The 16,610-nt window shown below is 36.2% G+C and carries 15 protein-coding genes and 2 tRNA genes; 8 read left to right on the top strand and 9 right to left on the bottom strand.

The features are described 5' to 3' along the window. The first annotated feature begins 15 nt into the window (after nt 1-15). Both acpP and fabF read left to right on the top strand, forming a co-directional pair. Nucleotides 16-258 (top strand): acyl carrier protein, encoded by a 243-nt coding sequence (gene acpP, locus U9Q18_00085; GenBank protein MEA3312759.1) that lies wholly within the window; start codon nt 16-18, stop codon nt 256-258. 2 nt (nt 259-260) lie between these two features. Beyond that, on the top strand, nt 261-1,490 hold the full coding sequence (gene fabF, locus U9Q18_00080) for a beta-ketoacyl-ACP synthase II (GenBank protein ID MEA3312758.1): 1,230 nt from the start codon (nt 261-263) through the stop codon (nt 1,488-1,490). Nucleotides 1,491-1,540: 50 nt separating this feature from the next. On the opposite strand, the gene U9Q18_00075 is transcribed toward fabF, so the two are convergent. After that, nucleotides 1,541-3,259, bottom strand: coding sequence for a proline--tRNA ligase (locus tag U9Q18_00075; GenBank protein MEA3312757.1), 1,719 nt, complete (start codon nt 3,257-3,259; stop codon nt 1,541-1,543). A 142-nt stretch (nt 3,260-3,401) separates the two neighbouring features. Between U9Q18_00075 and U9Q18_00070 the strand changes: the two genes are divergently transcribed. From U9Q18_00070 to U9Q18_00045, 6 genes are all read left to right on the top strand, one after another. Beyond that, nucleotides 3,402-3,866, top strand: a complete 465-nt coding sequence (locus tag U9Q18_00070) for a CinA family protein (protein MEA3312756.1) — start codon at nt 3,402-3,404, stop codon at nt 3,864-3,866. Nucleotide 3,867: 1 nt separating this feature from the next. After that, nucleotides 3,868-4,884 carry an ATP-dependent 6-phosphofructokinase gene (locus tag U9Q18_00065; GenBank protein MEA3312755.1) on the top strand — a complete coding sequence of 339 codons (1,017 nt, stop codon included), beginning with the start codon at nt 3,868-3,870 and terminating at the stop codon, nt 4,882-4,884. Continuing rightward, the gene (gene pfkA / locus U9Q18_00060) at nt 4,881-5,840 is read left to right on the top strand and encodes a 6-phosphofructokinase (protein MEA3312754.1); all 960 of its coding nucleotides are present in this window, start codon (nt 4,881-4,883) and stop codon (nt 5,838-5,840) included. Before U9Q18_00065 ends, pfkA begins: the two co-directional genes overlap by 4 nt. A 1-nt stretch (nt 5,841) precedes the next feature. Next, the gene (locus U9Q18_00055) at nt 5,842-7,245 is read left to right on the top strand and encodes an ATP-binding protein (protein MEA3312753.1); all 1,404 of its coding nucleotides are present in this window, start codon (nt 5,842-5,844) and stop codon (nt 7,243-7,245) included. Beyond that, nucleotides 7,235-8,644 carry a sigma-54 dependent transcriptional regulator gene (locus tag U9Q18_00050; protein ID MEA3312752.1) on the top strand — a complete coding sequence of 470 codons (1,410 nt, stop codon included), beginning with the start codon at nt 7,235-7,237 and terminating at the stop codon, nt 8,642-8,644. The genes U9Q18_00055 and U9Q18_00050 overlap by 11 nt, the downstream gene beginning before the upstream one ends. A 94-nt stretch (nt 8,645-8,738) precedes the next feature. Next, nucleotides 8,739-9,920, top strand: a complete 1,182-nt coding sequence (locus U9Q18_00045) for an amidohydrolase (GenBank protein ID MEA3312751.1) — start codon at nt 8,739-8,741, stop codon at nt 9,918-9,920. A gap of 103 nt (nt 9,921-10,023) precedes the next feature. Here U9Q18_00045 and U9Q18_00040 read toward each other — a convergent pair. From U9Q18_00040 to mrdA, 8 genes are all read right to left on the bottom strand, one after another. Continuing rightward, a tRNA-Ala gene (locus tag U9Q18_00040) sits at nt 10,024-10,098 on the bottom strand. A 9-nt stretch (nt 10,099-10,107) separates the two neighbouring features. Beyond that, a tRNA-Ile gene (locus U9Q18_00035) sits at nt 10,108-10,184 on the bottom strand. A gap of 44 nt (nt 10,185-10,228) precedes the next feature. Then, nucleotides 10,229-12,025, bottom strand: a complete 1,797-nt coding sequence (locus U9Q18_00030) for a TIGR03960 family B12-binding radical SAM protein (protein MEA3312750.1) — start codon at nt 12,023-12,025, stop codon at nt 10,229-10,231. Beyond that, nucleotides 12,022-13,080 carry a rod shape-determining protein RodA gene (rodA, locus tag U9Q18_00025; protein MEA3312749.1) on the bottom strand — a complete coding sequence of 353 codons (1,059 nt, stop codon included), beginning with the start codon at nt 13,078-13,080 and terminating at the stop codon, nt 12,022-12,024. The genes U9Q18_00030 and rodA overlap by 4 nt, the downstream gene beginning before the upstream one ends. Further along, the gene (locus U9Q18_00020; protein MEA3312748.1) at nt 13,077-13,208 is read right to left on the bottom strand and encodes a hypothetical protein; all 132 of its coding nucleotides are present in this window, start codon (nt 13,206-13,208) and stop codon (nt 13,077-13,079) included. The genes rodA and U9Q18_00020 overlap by 4 nt, the downstream gene beginning before the upstream one ends. A 78-nt stretch (nt 13,209-13,286) precedes the next feature. Further along, nucleotides 13,287-14,075, bottom strand: coding sequence for a septum site-determining protein MinD (gene minD, locus U9Q18_00015; protein ID MEA3312747.1), 789 nt, complete (start codon nt 14,073-14,075; stop codon nt 13,287-13,289). 2 nt (nt 14,076-14,077) lie between these two features. Continuing rightward, nucleotides 14,078-14,692: a septum site-determining protein MinC gene (locus U9Q18_00010; protein ID MEA3312746.1), complete on the bottom strand. Its 615-nt coding sequence runs from the start codon at nt 14,690-14,692 to the stop codon at nt 14,078-14,080. A gap of 9 nt (nt 14,693-14,701) precedes the next feature. Continuing rightward, nucleotides 14,702-16,447: a penicillin-binding protein 2 gene (mrdA, locus tag U9Q18_00005; GenBank protein MEA3312745.1), complete on the bottom strand. Its 1,746-nt coding sequence runs from the start codon at nt 16,445-16,447 to the stop codon at nt 14,702-14,704. Nucleotides 16,448-16,610 lie beyond the last annotated feature (163 nt).

Genomic DNA, 16,610 nt, shown 5'->3' with positions numbered 1-16,610 from the left:
GGAGGTTTTATTGAAATGGAAGAAAAAGAAATTAGAGAAAAGGTGAAGGCAATTATTAAAGACAAATTAGGTGTGGAGGATGGCAAGATTGTTGATGATGCAAAGTATGTTGATGATTTAGGTGCGGATTCTTTGACTCTTGTAGATATTGCTATGGCATTTGAAGATGATTTTGGAATGAAGATCCCGGATGAAGACATTGAAAAAATTACGTCGGTCAAAGATACTATTCAATACATCAAGGACCATGTAAAATAGCTATGAGAAAAGTTGTCGTAACAGGCTTAGGAATAGTATCTCCTATTGGTATTGGGGTAGATACCTTTTTTGAGGCGCTTCAAAAGGGACAATCTGGTGTTGGTAGGATTTCGCTTTTTGACCCGTCTGATTATTCTGTTCAAATTGCAGGCGAAGTAAAAGATTTTAAGCCTGAGCAATATTTTGATGTAAAAGATGCAAAAAGGCTTGATAGGGTTCAACAGTTTGCTTTTGTTGCTGCAAAAGAAGCGATAGAAAATGCTGATATTATACCAGAAAAAGAAGATCTTGAAAAAATTGGGGTGTATGTCACTTCTGGCGTAGGTGGGTTGCGTTCAATAGAAGAGCAACAGAAAGTACTTATGGAAAGAGGCCCCAGGCGAATAAGTCCATTTCTTATTACTCAATTAATTATTGATGCTATTCCAGCGTACATTGCTATTAAGTATGGTTTCAAGGGTGCAACACTTTCCACAGTAAACGCTTGTGCATCATCTACTCAAACAATTGGTGAGGCGCTTCTCGCCATACAGAGAGGAGATCTTGATGTTATAGTTGCCGGAGGTGCTGATGCAGCGATTACACCACTGGGAGTTGCTGCTTTTGCATCAATGAGGGCGCTCTCAAGGCGTAATGATGCTCCCGAAAAAGCTTGCCGCCCTTTTGATAAAAATAGGGATGGTTTTATTATGGGCGAAGGCGCAGGGATACTTATTCTTGAATCTTTAGAGCATGCAGAAAAACGAGGAGCTCATATTTATGCTGAGCTTTCAGGGTATGCTTCTACAACAGACGCTTACCATATTACAGCACCTGACCCTGAAGTAAAACAGATTAAACGTGTAATGCGGGTTGCTATGCAAAAAGCTGGAGTAACAGAAGTGGATTACATTAACGCGCATGGCACATCCACTCCATTGAATGATAAATACGAAACGAAGGCAATTAAAGAAGTATTTGGTGAAAAGGCATACGATATTTCTGTGACTTCTACCAAGTCTATGATAGGCCATTTATTGGGCGCTTCTGGAGCTGCTGAGTCCGTCGCTACAGTACTTTCAATAGAGAATGGGATTATTTTTCCTACGATAAATTACGAAGAAAAAGATCCTGAGTGTAACTTAAACTATGTACCAAATGAAGCAATAAAGAAAGATGTGAATGTTACTCTTAAAAATTCGCTTGGTTTTGGTGGGCATAACGTTTCATTAATTTTCAAAAAATTTAGGTAGAGAATAAGGCTGACACTTGAATGTGTCAGCCTTATTCTCTTACATCTTAATTATTTTCTAAAATTTTCTTTTATTGCATTTTCTATGAATGTTATTGTATTTTGTTCTTCGACAATAAATTTTTCTCCTGTTCCTCTTTTCTTTATTTCTATTTTGCCGTTCTGTTTAAACGTTCTTCCAACGATAATTTGGAACGGTACGCCTATAAGGTCTGCATCGTTAAATTTTACTCCTGCACTTATGTCATCTCTGTCGTCTATGATTGTTTCTATGTTCTTTTCTTTAAATAGTTTGTATAGTTTTTCTGCTTCATTTTTTATTTCACTATCTGACATATTGAGTGGTATTATTTCTACTGTGAATGGAGCGACGGTTGCAGGCCATTTTATCCCGTATTTATCATTGTATTCCTCTATAACTGCAGCAAGAGTTCTTCCTACTCCTATACCATAACAACCCATGACAAAGTATTTTTCTTTTCCGTCACTATCTAAAAATTTTGCATCCATCTTTTTTGAATATTTTGTCCCGAGCTTAAATGTGTGTCCCACTTCAACTCCTTCATATGTTGTTAGTGGTGTGCCACATTTTGGACAGAGGTCCCCTTCTTTAACCTTTCTTATGTCTGCTACTTTTTCTCCAGCGAAATCTCTTCCAATGTTAACATTTTTAAAATGAAAACCATCTTTATTTGCTCCTGTAGTAAAGTTTTTCAATGCACTTACTTGTCGATCTATTACGATTTTTAGTTTTGTTTTAACCGGCCCTATTGAACCTGTAGATGCTCCCGTAAGTTCTTTCACTTCTTCTTCTGTGGCCTGTCTTATGTGATTTGCGCTGAATAAGTTTTTTAATTTTATTTCGTTCAATCCATCATCTCCTCGTACTAATGCAAGTACAAATTTGTCATCTATTTTGTAGAGAAGCGATTTTACGATATTAGCTTTATCGATGTGTAAGAATTTTGCTACTTCTTCAACGGATTTTGCATTTGGTGTTGCAACTTCTTCTAGAGGTTGTTCTTGTTTGGTGGATAATACATCTTCTTCTTTGGATTTTGCTGCATCAATGTTTGCTGCATAGTCGCAATGCGGGCAGGAGACAAATGTGCTTTCCCCTGCACTGGTAGATTTTACAATGAATTCATGCGAAACTTTTCCTCCAATTGCGCCTGAATCTGCCTCAATAGGGATTGTACTGAGTCCACAACGTTCAAATATTTTTACATATGCGTTAAATATTTTGTTATATGTGTTTTCTAATTCTGCTTCTGATATGTCAAAAGAGTACGCATCTTTCATGATGAATTCCCTTGCTCTCATCACACCAAAACGAGGTCTTATTTCATCTCTGTATTTTGTTTGTATCTGGTAGAATGTTTTTGGAAGCTCTTTGTAAGAGCGGATTTCTCCTCGCGCTAGATCGACTACAGCTTCTTCGTGAGTTGGTCCCAGGCAAAACTCTCTGCCCTTTCTGTCTCTCAATTTAAACATTTCTTCGCCATACAATTCCCATCTTCCTGTTTCATCCCAGATTTCTTTAGGAAGTATAGCCGGAAAGAGAACTTCCTGTGCCCCTGCATTATTCATCTCTTCCCTTATGATTTGTTCTATTTTTTGTAGAGACCTTAACCCCAGTGGTAGGTACGAGTAGATACCAGATGCGATTTTTCTGATAATTCCAGCCTTAAGCATGAGTTTATGGCTCAGGATTTCAGCATCTTGTGGCACTTCCCTTAGTGTTGGCAAGAATAGTTCACTTATTTTCATATTCATTCTCCTTTTTAGTTTTCTTTATTATACATTATTATATAAAATTGTGAATTTTTTAATATTGCGAAAAAATCGCTAATGAATCCTTGTGAAAGTTGCATAAAATAAAAAAACGTGTAAAATTTGCACAGGAGAAAAAATGTTAGCAAAAAGATTAGGAAAATTATTAAAAGATAGAAGATTTACTATTGCTGTTGCAGAATCTCTGACAGGCGGGTTGTTTTCTAAAAGGATTACAGACATTCCCGGAAGTTCCGATTATTTTTTGGGTGGCATTGTAGCATATGGTTATTTTGCAAAGGAAAAGATATTAAATGTGCCCGAAAGTACATTAAGAAATAGAGGTTTGGTGAGCAAAGAAACAGCTTCTTATCTGGCAAAAAATGTTTCTTTGCTTTTTAATTCTGATATAGGAGTAGGACTTACAGGAGTAGCCGGTCCTTTAAATCAGGAAGACAAGCCAGTTGGTTTAGTTTACATTGCTGTTTTTTACAATGGAAATACTTCTGTTATTGAGGAGCATTTTACTGGTAATAGGGGAAAAATTCGCGCAGAAGCCGTTGATACAGCAATGGAATTAATAATTAGGACAATAGGAGGTTAAAATGAAAATAGGAGTTTTAACAGGAGGAGGAGATTGTCCCGGTTTAAATCCTGCCATAAGGGGAGTTGTTTATAGAGCGCTTAATTACAATGATGAAGTGATAGGTTTTGAAGAGGGATGGAAAGGACCTCTTGAATGCTTAACTCGTTCACTTGACTTAAAAAGTGTTGACGAGATTATAAATTATGGTGGTACAATTTTATTTACATCGCGCACTAATCCCTTTGCTATAGAGAATGGCGCCGAACGAGTTATTGGAAATCTTAAAAAATTTGGGATAGAGGCGCTCATTGCAATTGGAGGCGATGATACACTTGGTGCAGCATCAAAACTGTACAAATTAGGTATGAATGTAGTTGGGGTACCAAAAACGATGGATAATGATCTTAGTGGGACAGACTACACATTTGGATTTGATACTTCAGTGAGCATTGCTGTGGATGCCTTGAATAGATTGAGAGATACTGCGCGTTCTCATCGTAGAATTATAGTACTTGAAGTAATGGGAAGACATACAGGATGGGTAGCTCTGTTTACAGGTATAGCAGGTGGCGCTAATTGGGTACTTCTTCCGGAAGAAAAACCAGATTTTGATGCAATGTGTGAGCATCTTAAAAAAAGTTATAAACGCAAAGGATATGCGCTTGTTGTCGTTTCTGAAGGAACAGAACTTCCTGTTGATTCTGATAGCGAAGTGGATCAGTTTGGACATAAACTTCTTCAGAAGAGAGGTGCAGGTGAGTTTGTGGCCAATCTCATAAAAGAAAAGACAGGCATTTCTACGCGCTCAGCGGTGATTGGGCATATACAGAGAGGCGGTTCTCCTACTATATTTGATAGGATGCTTGGGACTCGTGTAGGAGTAAAGGCGGTAGATATGGTGCATAATGGAGAATTTGGAAAAATGGCGGCAATAGTTAACAACAAAATTGATGCAGTTCCACTGGAACAGGCAGCAGGAAGGCTGAAAATGGTTTCTAATGATTGGCTTAAATTGCTTAAGGTGTTTTTGAAATGAAAAGGATTGCTGTTCTTACTTCAGGAGGTGATGCTCCCGGGATGAACGCTGCCATAAGAAGTGTTGTGCGCGTTGGATATGTACGAGGAGTTGAAGTAATCGGTATTTATCGTGGATATCGAGGATTATTGGAGAAGGATTTTCGCCCGATGCTTCCTCGTGATGTGAGTGGCATTTTAGAAAAGGGCGGGACAGTACTCAAGACGAGTAGAACTCTTGAATTCAAAGAAGAAAAGAAACAATTGAGAGCAATTAAAAATATGAAAGAAAAAGGGATAGAAGGGCTCGTTGTGGTTGGTGGTAATGGATCTCAGGCAGGAAGTCTTGCTCTCTTTAAAAAAGGTTTTCCTACAATGGGCATTGCATCTACTATTGATAATGATTTGTGGGGAACGGATTATACAATCGGCTTTGATACAGCTGTCAATACTGCAATTGATGCAATTGATAAAATAAGGGATACGGCAGAATCGCATGATCGTACTTTTATTGTAGAAGTTATGGGGAGAGATGCTGGGTTTATTGCTATGGATGCTGGTATTGCTGGTGGTGCAGACATTATTCTTGTGCCAGAAGTAAAATTTAATATTAATGAGATTGTAGATGACATTAAAAATGGAATGAAGAAGAAAAAGATGCATCATCTTATCGTGTGTGCTGAAGGGGCAATTCATGCAAGAGATCTTGAAAAAATAATTCAGGAGCATGTTGATATTGATACGAGAGTTGCAGTACTTGGACATATTCAGCGAGGTGGTTCTCCTACTCGTTTTGATAGGCTTCTTGCTTCCGCATTAGGAGAAAAGGCGGTAAATGCTCTGCTTGATAAGGAAAAGGGTAAAGTTGTTGGAATAAAGGGCAATAAAATTGTTCTAATATCGTTAGAGCAGGCGATAACAAGAAAAAAGAAATTAAACTCAAAATTATACAAGCTTGCAAAGGAGTTATCTGTTTAAGATGAATAGCGTAAAAAAATTTTTTCAATCGATAAGATTTCAGCTAACTACTGTCCTGGTGGTTTTTGTCATTGTATCAATGGTTTTTATCACTTCTATGGTCGTAAGAAATGTAGAAAGCGAGATTTTTAATGTCGAAACAAAAAGACTGGAGATTGCTACAAATCAACTAGCGGAAAGATATCAAAAGATGTATGATGGTGTTGCCTGGCAATATGATTTTGGCCATCTTACTATTGACGAACAGAAGCTTTATATCACAAAATTTCTTAAGCCTTTATTTGAAGAGTATTTTGATGAGTATCGGAAGAATTTCCCGGAGCTTGAATTTGGTTATTATATTCCTCCAATAAATGATGAAATTGTATATATGGGGATAGATCAATATAGACTTGATAAAAAACTTACTATTATAAAATATGTTACGACAAAAAAAATGGCAGAAGGTTATATCTTTGTAGATGAGCCATATTCTATCATTATGGGGCCTGTTGAAGATATAAAGATGGAAGCAAATAAAGTGACTGTTTATTCAGCAATTTTAGCTGCAATTTTTATATTGTTGATTTCATCAATGTTTACAAGCAAAATTGTAAGAATTAATAGGGGGTTAAAAGTCTTAGAAAAAAATTTGGATTTTAGATTTTCTAGCTTTGGAGGAGAAATAGGGGCCATTGCTAGTTCTATTAACAGCATGGCTGAAAGTTTGAAGAGAAATATCGAAGAAGCTCAGCGTAATGAATCGCTTAGAACTCTGGGAATGTTCACTGCGGGTGTGGTGCACGAGATTCGTAACCCCCTTACTTCTATAAAGGGTTTTGCACAGATTCTTGAGAAGAAACTGCAGGGGAAAAATGAAGAAAAATATGTGAAACCAATTTTAAGAGAAACATATAGATTAAGCAAAATTGTGCAGGACCTTTTGAATTACGGCAGGCCATCTCCACTTAAGAAAATGAAATTTAATATTTCTACTTTTATTGACGAAATTATTTCAATGGGTAAGCAGTATGTAACGGATAAAGAAGTTGAGTTTATTAATAATTGTCAGGCAGAAATAATAGAGGCAGATGAAAAGAAGTGCAAAGAATTGTTTCTTAATCTTGTGATTAATTCAGTGGAATCCATGGGGGATAAAGGAAAGCTGATTGTTAGTTCTGCAAGAAAGGAGCAGTTCCTGGAAATTTCCATCCGCGATACGGGTGCAGGAATGGATAAAGATCAGCTGGAACATATCTTTGTGCCGTTCTATACTACAAAAGCAGAAGGAACAGGTTTGGGTCTTGCTATTGCTTATCGAGTAGCTAAGGAGCATGGTGGTAAAATAAGTGTTAAGAGTGAAAAAAACAAAGGTACTACATTTCATATTTATTTACCTATAGGAGATACAAGAAATGGAGCTTAAAAAATATGTAATTTTAATTGCGGACGATGAAGAGGATGTAAGGGCTCTTCTTACTGAAGTACTTGATGAAGAGAACTATACTGTTGTAACAGTAGATAATGGACAAAAGGCAGTTGACTTTGTAGCAAAAAGTTCTCCGGATTGCGTTCTGTTAGATGTAAGAATGCCAGTTATGGATGGAATGGAAGCGTTTTTAAAGATCAGAGAAATATTCCCCGATCTCCCTGTGATTTTTATTACTGCTTATGGAAGTTCTGATTTGGCAATCAAGGCAATGAAGAAAGGTGCTTATGATTATCTCACAAAGCCATTTGATATTGAAGAGGTAAAAATAAAAGTTAGAAAAGCCATAGAATTAAAAGAATTATCATCAAGTTTGGAAAAAGTTAAGTCAGGCAATAATTATAAACAGGACGAGGTAGTGGGAGAATCTTCTGAAATGCAAAAAGTTTATAAGGATATCGGGCGTGTAGCCGATTCGGATGTTACTGTACTAATTCGTGGTGAAAGTGGAACAGGGAAAGAATTAGTAGCGAAAGCAATTTACTTCCATAGCAACAGAAAAAATAAACCATTTGTAGTGGTAAATTGTGCTGCAATTCCCGAAAGCTTGTTGGAATCAGAGCTTTTTGGCCATGAAAAAGGGGCATTTACGGATGCTATTGCAAGGCATATTGGCAAATTTGAGCAAGCGGAAAATGGAACAATTTTTCTTGATGAAATAGGAGATATGGGGCTTGCTCTTCAGGCAAAGCTGCTTAGGGTGCTTCAAGAAAAGACGTTTGAGCGCATTGGAGGAAAGGAAACAATTGTTTCACAAGCGAGAATATTAGCAGCAACAAATCGAAATCTTGAAGAGCTTGTGAAGGAAGATAAATTTCGAGAAGATCTGTACTACAGATTAAATGTTGTTGCAATTAATGTACCTCTTCTAAGGGAAAGAAAGGTAGATATACCTTTACTAGTGGACTATTTTGTTTCTAAATTCTCAAAAAAGTATGGCAAAATAGTTCAAGGAGTTTCTGATGATGTGATGAGATTGTTTATGGATTATGATTGGCCTGGGAATGTAAGAGAGCTGGAAAATGCTATTGCCAGGGGAGTGATTATTACGTCTGCTCCCCTTATAATGATGGACCATCTTCCTCCAGAGCTAGCACAGAAAGCCGGAGAAAAAACGAGCGTTACAACAATCACGCAAAAGAAAAGTAGCAATACTGTTGTCCCTCTTCCAGAGGCTATTGCCGAGATAGAAAAAGAGATGATTGTGAGAGCTATCAAAAAGGCCAGCGGCAACAAAACGAAAGCGGCTAAAATGTTGGGCATATCAAGAAAATCTCTTTTTAACAAAATAAGGGGTTATAAGATTGATTTAGATAACGGCTCATCTGATCAATAGTACAACAGCAATGTCTGGTTAAGAATTTGGATTTCTTAAAGTTTATTTTGATTTTTTATCTAAAAATTTTTAATTAATTAATCGAGGAGGAGTTATGGATGCTGTACGGAAAGAAATTGAATCTTTAAAAGACGAAGTTATTAAATTACGAAGAGATTTTCATATGCATCCTGAATTAGCATTTAAGGAAAAGAGGACTGCAAAGATTGTTGAGAATTATCTAAAGGCGTGTGGCCTGGAAGTTAAAAGTGGCATTGCAAAAACAGGAGTTGTTGGCATTATTAGAGGAAAAGAAAAAGGCAAAACAATTCTTTTAAGGGCGGATATGGATGCTTTGCCAATAGAGGAAATGAGTAAAATTTCCTATAAATCTGTGAATAAAGGCGTGATGCATGCTTGTGGTCATGATGCTCATACTGCTATGCTTCTTGTCGCTGCCAAAATTCTTTCACATCATAAAGGGGCAATTAAAGGGAATATAAAATTTGTATTTCAGCCGTCTGAGGAAAAAGATCCAGGTGGTGCTGCAAAAATGATCAATGAAGGCGTCCTGGAAAAACCACATGTGGACAGAGCGTATGGATTGCATCTTGGGAATATGTTTTCTTGTGGTGTAGTTGCCATTAAATCCGGCATTTTTACCGCTCAAGCGGATAGATTCTCTGTACGGATAACAGGAAAAGGCGGACATGGTGCTTACCCTCATACATCTGTTGACCCGGTATTGATTGCGTCTCATACTGTTGTTGCCTTGCAGGCAATTGTTGCAAGAGAAATTGACCCACTTCAATCAGCCGTACTTACTGTTGGCAAAATATCTTCTGGTGATACATTTAATGTAATTCCGGAATATGCTGAACTTTTGGGTACTGTACGAACACTCGACCCTAAAGTTGCTCGCACAGTTTCTAAAAAAATTGAGCAAATATCAAAAGGTGTGGCAAAAGCATTTAGAGGGACTGCTGAACTGTCTTACCATTTTGGTTATCCGCCTATTATAAATGATTCTAGCGAAACAGAATTTGTGCAAACTATTGCAAAAGATGTTGTCGGAAAGGACAAAATCATTGAGACTCCCACTTCCATGGGAGGAGAAGATATGTCCTATTTCCTTAAAAAAGTTCCTGGTGTCTTTTTTTGGCTTGGCTCGCAGAACAAGAAGAAAGGCCTTGATAAACCGCATCATTCCGCTTATTTTAACATCGATGAGGAGGTACTTCCCATTGGCGTAGAAATGCATGTAAGAATTGCTCTTGACGCGTTGAATCGTATTTAAGAGAAGCATTAATTTCCTTCAAGATAGTTTTTAATAATATTTTGTGTGACAAAAAGTTGCCTTAGATATTTTTGAATTTTTAGGATTTCTTTATCTAACTATTTGGTGGAGATGAGGGGATTTGAACCCCTGGCCTCATGGATGCAAACCACGCGCTCTCCCGCTGAGCTACACCCCCACACTTAATTGGTGGGCCTCTCTGGATTCGAACCAGAGACCTCGTCCTTATCAGGGACGCGCTCTAACCAACTGAGCTAGAGGCCCAACTACAGGAGTATTGTAAAAGAAGTTTAGTTTTTGTCAAGAGTTTAGGTGGTTTGATTCTCTTTTTTTGTTAGAGTAGGGCAGTGAAAGAAACCGGTTAGTCCACATCCTTCACATGTTCCATTTCTACAGTCGTCTGTTGTTTTTCCTTCCATTGCTTTTTTATATTCCCTGAGGAGAAAATCTTTAGAAACGCCACAGGATATGTGTTCCCACGGCAAAACTATGTCGAGGGGTATCTTTGAAGTATAATCATTAGGATTTATGTTTTCCTTATGAAATGCACTTTCCCAGAGGGAAAGGTTAAAATGTTCTTCCCATCCATCCATCTTTGCTCCATTTTTCCAGGCAGTTTCAACAACTTTAGAGAGATTTTTGTCGCCTCTTCCTAAAATTGTTTCAATATAGTTCATTTTAAAGTTGGCAAAGTTTACTTTAAACTGTTTTCCTTTGAGCCCTTCTTTTATTATTTTGGCTTTTCTGTATAAATCATTTATTGTGTCAAATTTTTCCCATTGGAATGCTGTATTTGGCTGTGGCATAAATGGGTTGATGCTGAGGTGGATGGAAAGTTGCTTTTGTGTTGTTTTGTGTTTTTTTGCATAGGAATAAATCCTTCTGACAAGATTGGGAATTGCTATGATATCCTCTTCAGTTTCTGTTGGAAGGCCTATAATAAAGTATAGTTTGATTGTGTGAAAATTAAGTGAAGACACAGTTTTAACGGTGGTAAATATATCTTTTTCATTTATTGTTTTGTTGATTACATTTCTCAATTGTTCAGTTGCAGCTTCTATAGCAAATGTAATTGTGTGGACTCTTTGACTGACAATCATTTTTCCGAGAGCTGCCGGAAATTTGTCGACGCGTAAGGATGGCACAGCAATGGATACATGGTATTTTTCTACAAGTTCTTTTGCCAGTATTATTAATTCGTCAAGTTGAGAGTAGTCGCTACTGCTTAAAGAGAGAAATGTCAGTTCTTCATACCCGGTGTTTTTTAATATTTCTTCTGCTTCATATTTGATTTGTTTTATACTTTTTTCTCTTACAGGCCGGTATACGATGCCTGCCTGACAGAATCTGCAGCCTCTCGTGCAGCCTCTGAAAAGCTCCACATTAGCTTTGTCCAGTACTGTTTTTCCAGATGGCACAATTGGTTTTATAAGAGCAGATACATTGTTCAAATCCGGGACAATATCTTTTATGTTGATATTTTTATTCTCTTTTGCTTTATTGTTTTTTGGATATGTTCTCGGTACGTAGACACTGTTTATTTCAGATAATGTTTGCAATAGTTCAGCTTTATTTTTTCTATCCCATTGTTTGAATTGTTCTACAATTTTAGGTATTTGATATTCTCCTTCTCCTAAGCAGAAAAAATCGATGAAATCAGACATGGGTTCAGGATTATATACAGAGGTGCCTCCTGCAAATACTATTGGATATTTCCTTTTATTTGAATGTACGTTAACGTGCGATAAATCTAAGATGTTTAGTATGTTTGTGTAATCCATGCATGTTTGCACGCTAAATGCGACGAGGTCGAAATCTTTTATTGGCGTATGTGATTCAAGTGTGAAGAGAGGAAAATTGTTTTTTCGTAAATAAGATTCAAAATCTGGTAGTGGCGCAAAAGCCCTTTCTGTAACGACAGCAGGCATACTGTTCATTAGATGGTATAGAATTTTGAATCCCAATGAAGACATTCCTATTTCATACAAATTTGGGTATATGAATGCTATCTTTATTTTTTCATTATGTGTTTTGTGTATGCTGTTTAATTCATTTCCAAAGTATGAATATGGTTTTTTAAATTGTAGCAGATATTTATCTTTCATATTGAAATATTCATATCCTCTCTGTATACATAAATATTCATTACTAACCCAATAGCAATAAAATTAACCAGTGTCGAACTTCCGCCAAAGCTTATAAACGGTAGCGGGATACCAGTTACCGGGGTTATGCCAATGCACATTCCTATATTTATGAATATTTGGGTAATAAACATTATAAATATACCTACTATGATGTATTTGCCGAAAGGGTTGTTTACGGATTTATATGCTTTTATCATAAAAAGAAAAAGCGCGATATATAGTAAAAGTAGTATAGATGCTCCAATGAAGCCTCCCATTTCGCCAATGGCTGAGAAAATAAAATCTGCATATTGAACTGGCACAAAATGTAAGCTCGTTTGTGTACTTCCAAACCATTTTCCTGATATTTTTCCAGAACCTATTGCAATTATAGATTGAATGACATTATATCCACTTCCGAGTGGGTCCATTTGTGGATTTAGAAAGGTGATAATTCTTTCTCTTTGATACGGCTTGAGTAATTCAAAGAAAAAAGGTATGGATATAATCGAGAATGCGGCAATAGAAAAGAAGTATTTTAAATTAAGAGAGAATAATAGTATGGCAAAATAGATGATAAGAATAACAATAGTTGTTCCCAAATCCGGTTGCTTCAATATAAAGAAGGCTGGAAGCAAAAAACCCGCAGTTGATAAAATAAATTTTTTTATATCACTTTGATCTCGTGAAAGAATATATGATAGGCATAAAATAAGTATAATTTTTTCAAATTCGGAAGGTTGAATAGTAAAAATTTTGAATGAAATCCATCTTTGTGCTCCATAAGCGCCTTTCCCGACGAGGACTACGGCAATGAGAGCCCCTATTCCTATGAAGTATATTGTCCATATGAAATATTTTAAACTTCTGAAATCAAAAAGGAGTATGACATATAATGTTATAAATCCGATCAGGATGTAAATTAGTTGTTTTTTAACTAGCAATGTATTTGTACTGGTAAAATGTAATGAGAATATTGAAATAAATGATAAAGAAATTAATATTAGCAGTAAAAATATGGGAATTTTTCTCACTTATTCCCCCTTTTTACTTCCCCTAACAGAATGGTTGTTTCTAGAATTATTTTTTTGTCTTTTCTTTTTATTGTCAGATGGATATGTTTTTTATTGATATCTAAATATTCATTTATTACACTCAAAATTTCCTCTTTAAGAATTGCATGAGAAAGGAGATTTGATTTTTGTGTTTCTGTATCCAGGAAATTCTATTGACTTATCGTTTACCATTTTTTCTTAAATAGATTCAAAAAACTTTTCTTTTTTTTGAGGTCGAGAAACGAGATGTCCTCACCTTCAATTCTTTTTGCTGTATTTTGAAAGGCTTTTGCTGTTGGATTATTCTTATGCAGAACGAGAATTTCACCTTTATTTGTAAATTCCATTACCTGGGGATCTTCGGGTATAATCCCTATTAAATCAATTCCAAGCACATCTACGATGCTTTCTGCATCGAGTATTTTTTTTCTTTTGACAAGTTCGGGATTATGTCGGTTTATTATTAAAGATGTGCCGTCTATACCTCTATTTTCTAACAGTCCAATTACTCTATCTGCATCTCTTATTGAGGAAACATCAGGAGTTACTACGACGAGTGCTTCATCTGCAGAGGTTATAGCCGAATCAAATCCATGTTCGATGCCTGCCGGAGAATCAACAAGTACATAATCGAAACTTCCTTTTATTGCTCTTATTATTTCGCATATTTTATCTATATCTATATCATCTTTTGTATGTATTTGGGACGCAGGAAGAAGAAATAAAGAGTTATTAAGATGTTTATCTCTTACCAATGCTTGTACGATTTTGCATCTACCCTTTGCTACGTCTATTATGTTATATACGATTTTATTCTCCAGTCCCATTACAACATCTAGGTTTCTCAGTCCAATATCCATGTCTACCAAAACAACTTTTTTCTTGAGTTTTACAAGGGATGCTCCAAGGTTTGCTGTGATTGTTGTTTTTCCAACTCCTCCTTTACCAGATGTTATAACTATTGCTCTTCCCATTATTATTTTCTCCTCAAAGATTTTTTCTCCCCAAGTATTTTTATCACAATTTTTCCATTTACAACCTGCGCAATTCTTGGTTTTCTGTAGGTTTTTTTGACAAATCTTTCATCGAATTGTATGCCATTAATAGTCATACGCAATGGTTGGAATCCAAGAGAAACGATATGATCCCCGGCACTTACTATACCTCTTATGATGCCAAAGATATATACATTTTTAGTTGTGTTTATTTCCGCACCTTCATTGACATCTCCCAGTATTACAACATTGCCTTGAGAGTTAACGCATTGCCCGGATCTTAACGTTTGTTGTATTACAACGGCTTCTTTATTTTCAGGAACTACTTCTAATTCTTCTTTTTTGTGAAGTTCTATACCACCTTTCAGTTTGAATTCAACTCCAAAGTTTTGAAACAACTCTTTCACTAAATTTATTTCGCTTTCTCCAAGAAGTACTCCGTTTGGATCAACGGTAACTGCACCTCCGGAAAAAAATGTTTTTCTTTCCTCCAGAATTCCTTTGAGAAATTCAAGTATTTCGTGAAATTGAGCATTTGGGTTAAGCACCATTGCAATGCCTTCTCCTGTTCCTCTAAATAAAGCTGGCTTTTCCATATCATCCTCCTATTTACTTTTTATACTAAAAAATTTTTTAAGCAAGTCTGACATAAGCGGTGCAAGTGAGTGGCTGGATGTAAAATCAGAATGCTCGAAGAAAAGTAATCCCACTATCTGTGGTTCTTCGCGTGGCGCAAATGTAATAAGCCAGTGGTTTACCTTAGTTTCCCCTACTTCTGCTGTTCCTGTTTTAGCACAGACCTCTCCTCCATAAGCGCTTAATATTTTCATATCTGATTTATTTGCTAATGCTTCCATTCCATCTCTTACAGTATCTAAAATTTTAATGTTAATGTCTATTTTTCTCAGTATACTATTAGTAAATTCTTTAACAATGCTTCCTTCCTGAGAAGTTGCCTTTAAAAAACAATGAGGCGTGTATTCAATATCATTTTTAGCAATACCACTATACATTATAGCCATTTGTAGCGGAGTAACAAGTAGGTACCCTTGGCCGATGGAAAGATTAGCTGTGTCCCCAGGATACCAGTTTTCACCTATATTTTCTTGCTTCCATTGAGTGGAAGGCACCAATCCTGTATTTTCTGTCGGAAGATCTATCCATGTTTTATCTCCTAGGCCAAAGAGTTTTGCATATTTTGTAATTTTTTCTACTCCCGTTTCTAATCCAACTGTATAGAAAAACACGTCGCTTGAATTTGCAATAGCTTGTACTGGATTTTGATATCCGAAGGCGGAGGGATAGATCCAATCTTTAAATCTTCTGTTTCCCACAACAATTGAGTTTCTACAATAAATAACAGACTTTGTAGTAATAATCTCTTCATTTAGAGCTGAAATAAGCGTTATAGGTTTAAATGTTGAGCCGGGTGGATATTGACCCTGGACGGCCCTATTAATAAATGCATTTTCAGCATAGAGTTTGTCTATCGCTTGCTGGCTAATTCCTGATACAAATAGATTTGGATCAAAGGACGGGCGTGATACCATAGCAAGAATTTCTCCGTTATTGGGATCGATTGCGATACCAACACCTTTTCTGTCTCCTATAATGTTTTCTAACTCTTCTTGTAGCATTATATCAATAGTTAGGTAAATATCATTCCCTGGTTCAGATGGTATACTATCCAATACATCTCGGATTCTTCCGGATACATCTACTTGTACTACCTTTTTTCCTTTTTTCCCTCTTAAAAGTTTTTCGTATTTGGCTTCTATCCCCTGCTTGCCTATTATAAAATTGTGACCGTAGAAACTATCTTTTTCTAAGTCTTCTTTCGTTGGGGATCCAATGAAACCTATAATCGGTGCTGCAATATTTTTAAATGGGTAATATCTCTTGCTTGTGGTACTAACTGTTATTCCAGGAAGCTCAAATAAGTGTTCTTCTATCTGTATTACTTCTTTTTCTGTTAGTCCCCTTTTTATTTTTATATGAGCGTAAGTCGGTAAATTAGCTTTTTCGATAATATTTTCGATATCTTGTTTGTCCATTTCTATTACGGAAGAAAGAAAAATTAATTCCCTATCTTTGTCCTGCAGGTCTTCTATGACTATTTCAAGATCATATGAAGGAAGATTTTCTGCAAGAACTATTCCATTTCTATCTAAAATTTTCCCTCGAACAGGTTGTAGATCCTCCATTCTTACACTGTTATATCTAGATTGCTCAAGGTAAGAATCTCCCTTTAAAACTTGTAGGTATAGCAATCGTGACAGTAAAATAATAATAAGTGTAATAATAATTGTATAAAGGAGTTTTTCTTTTGATTTTTCGCTAAGCTTTTTCATAATCGATCCTCTTGCTGGCATTATTTAGCAACCAGTAGGTGGCAAATGCTGCAATTTCAGTAAAGAGTATGTAGTAAAAGGTTTCATTTATATTTTTATTTATCATTACGAATGGAATAAAGCACAACGGGACTAGTATAAGCTGTAGTGCTAATTTTTTAAT

Source organism: Caldisericota bacterium, from assembly GCA_034717215.1.
In the GTDB taxonomy this organism is placed as follows: Bacteria; Caldisericota; Caldisericia; order Caldisericales; family Caldisericaceae; genus UBA646.
This window is presented reverse-complemented; position numbering and strand designations above follow the sequence as displayed.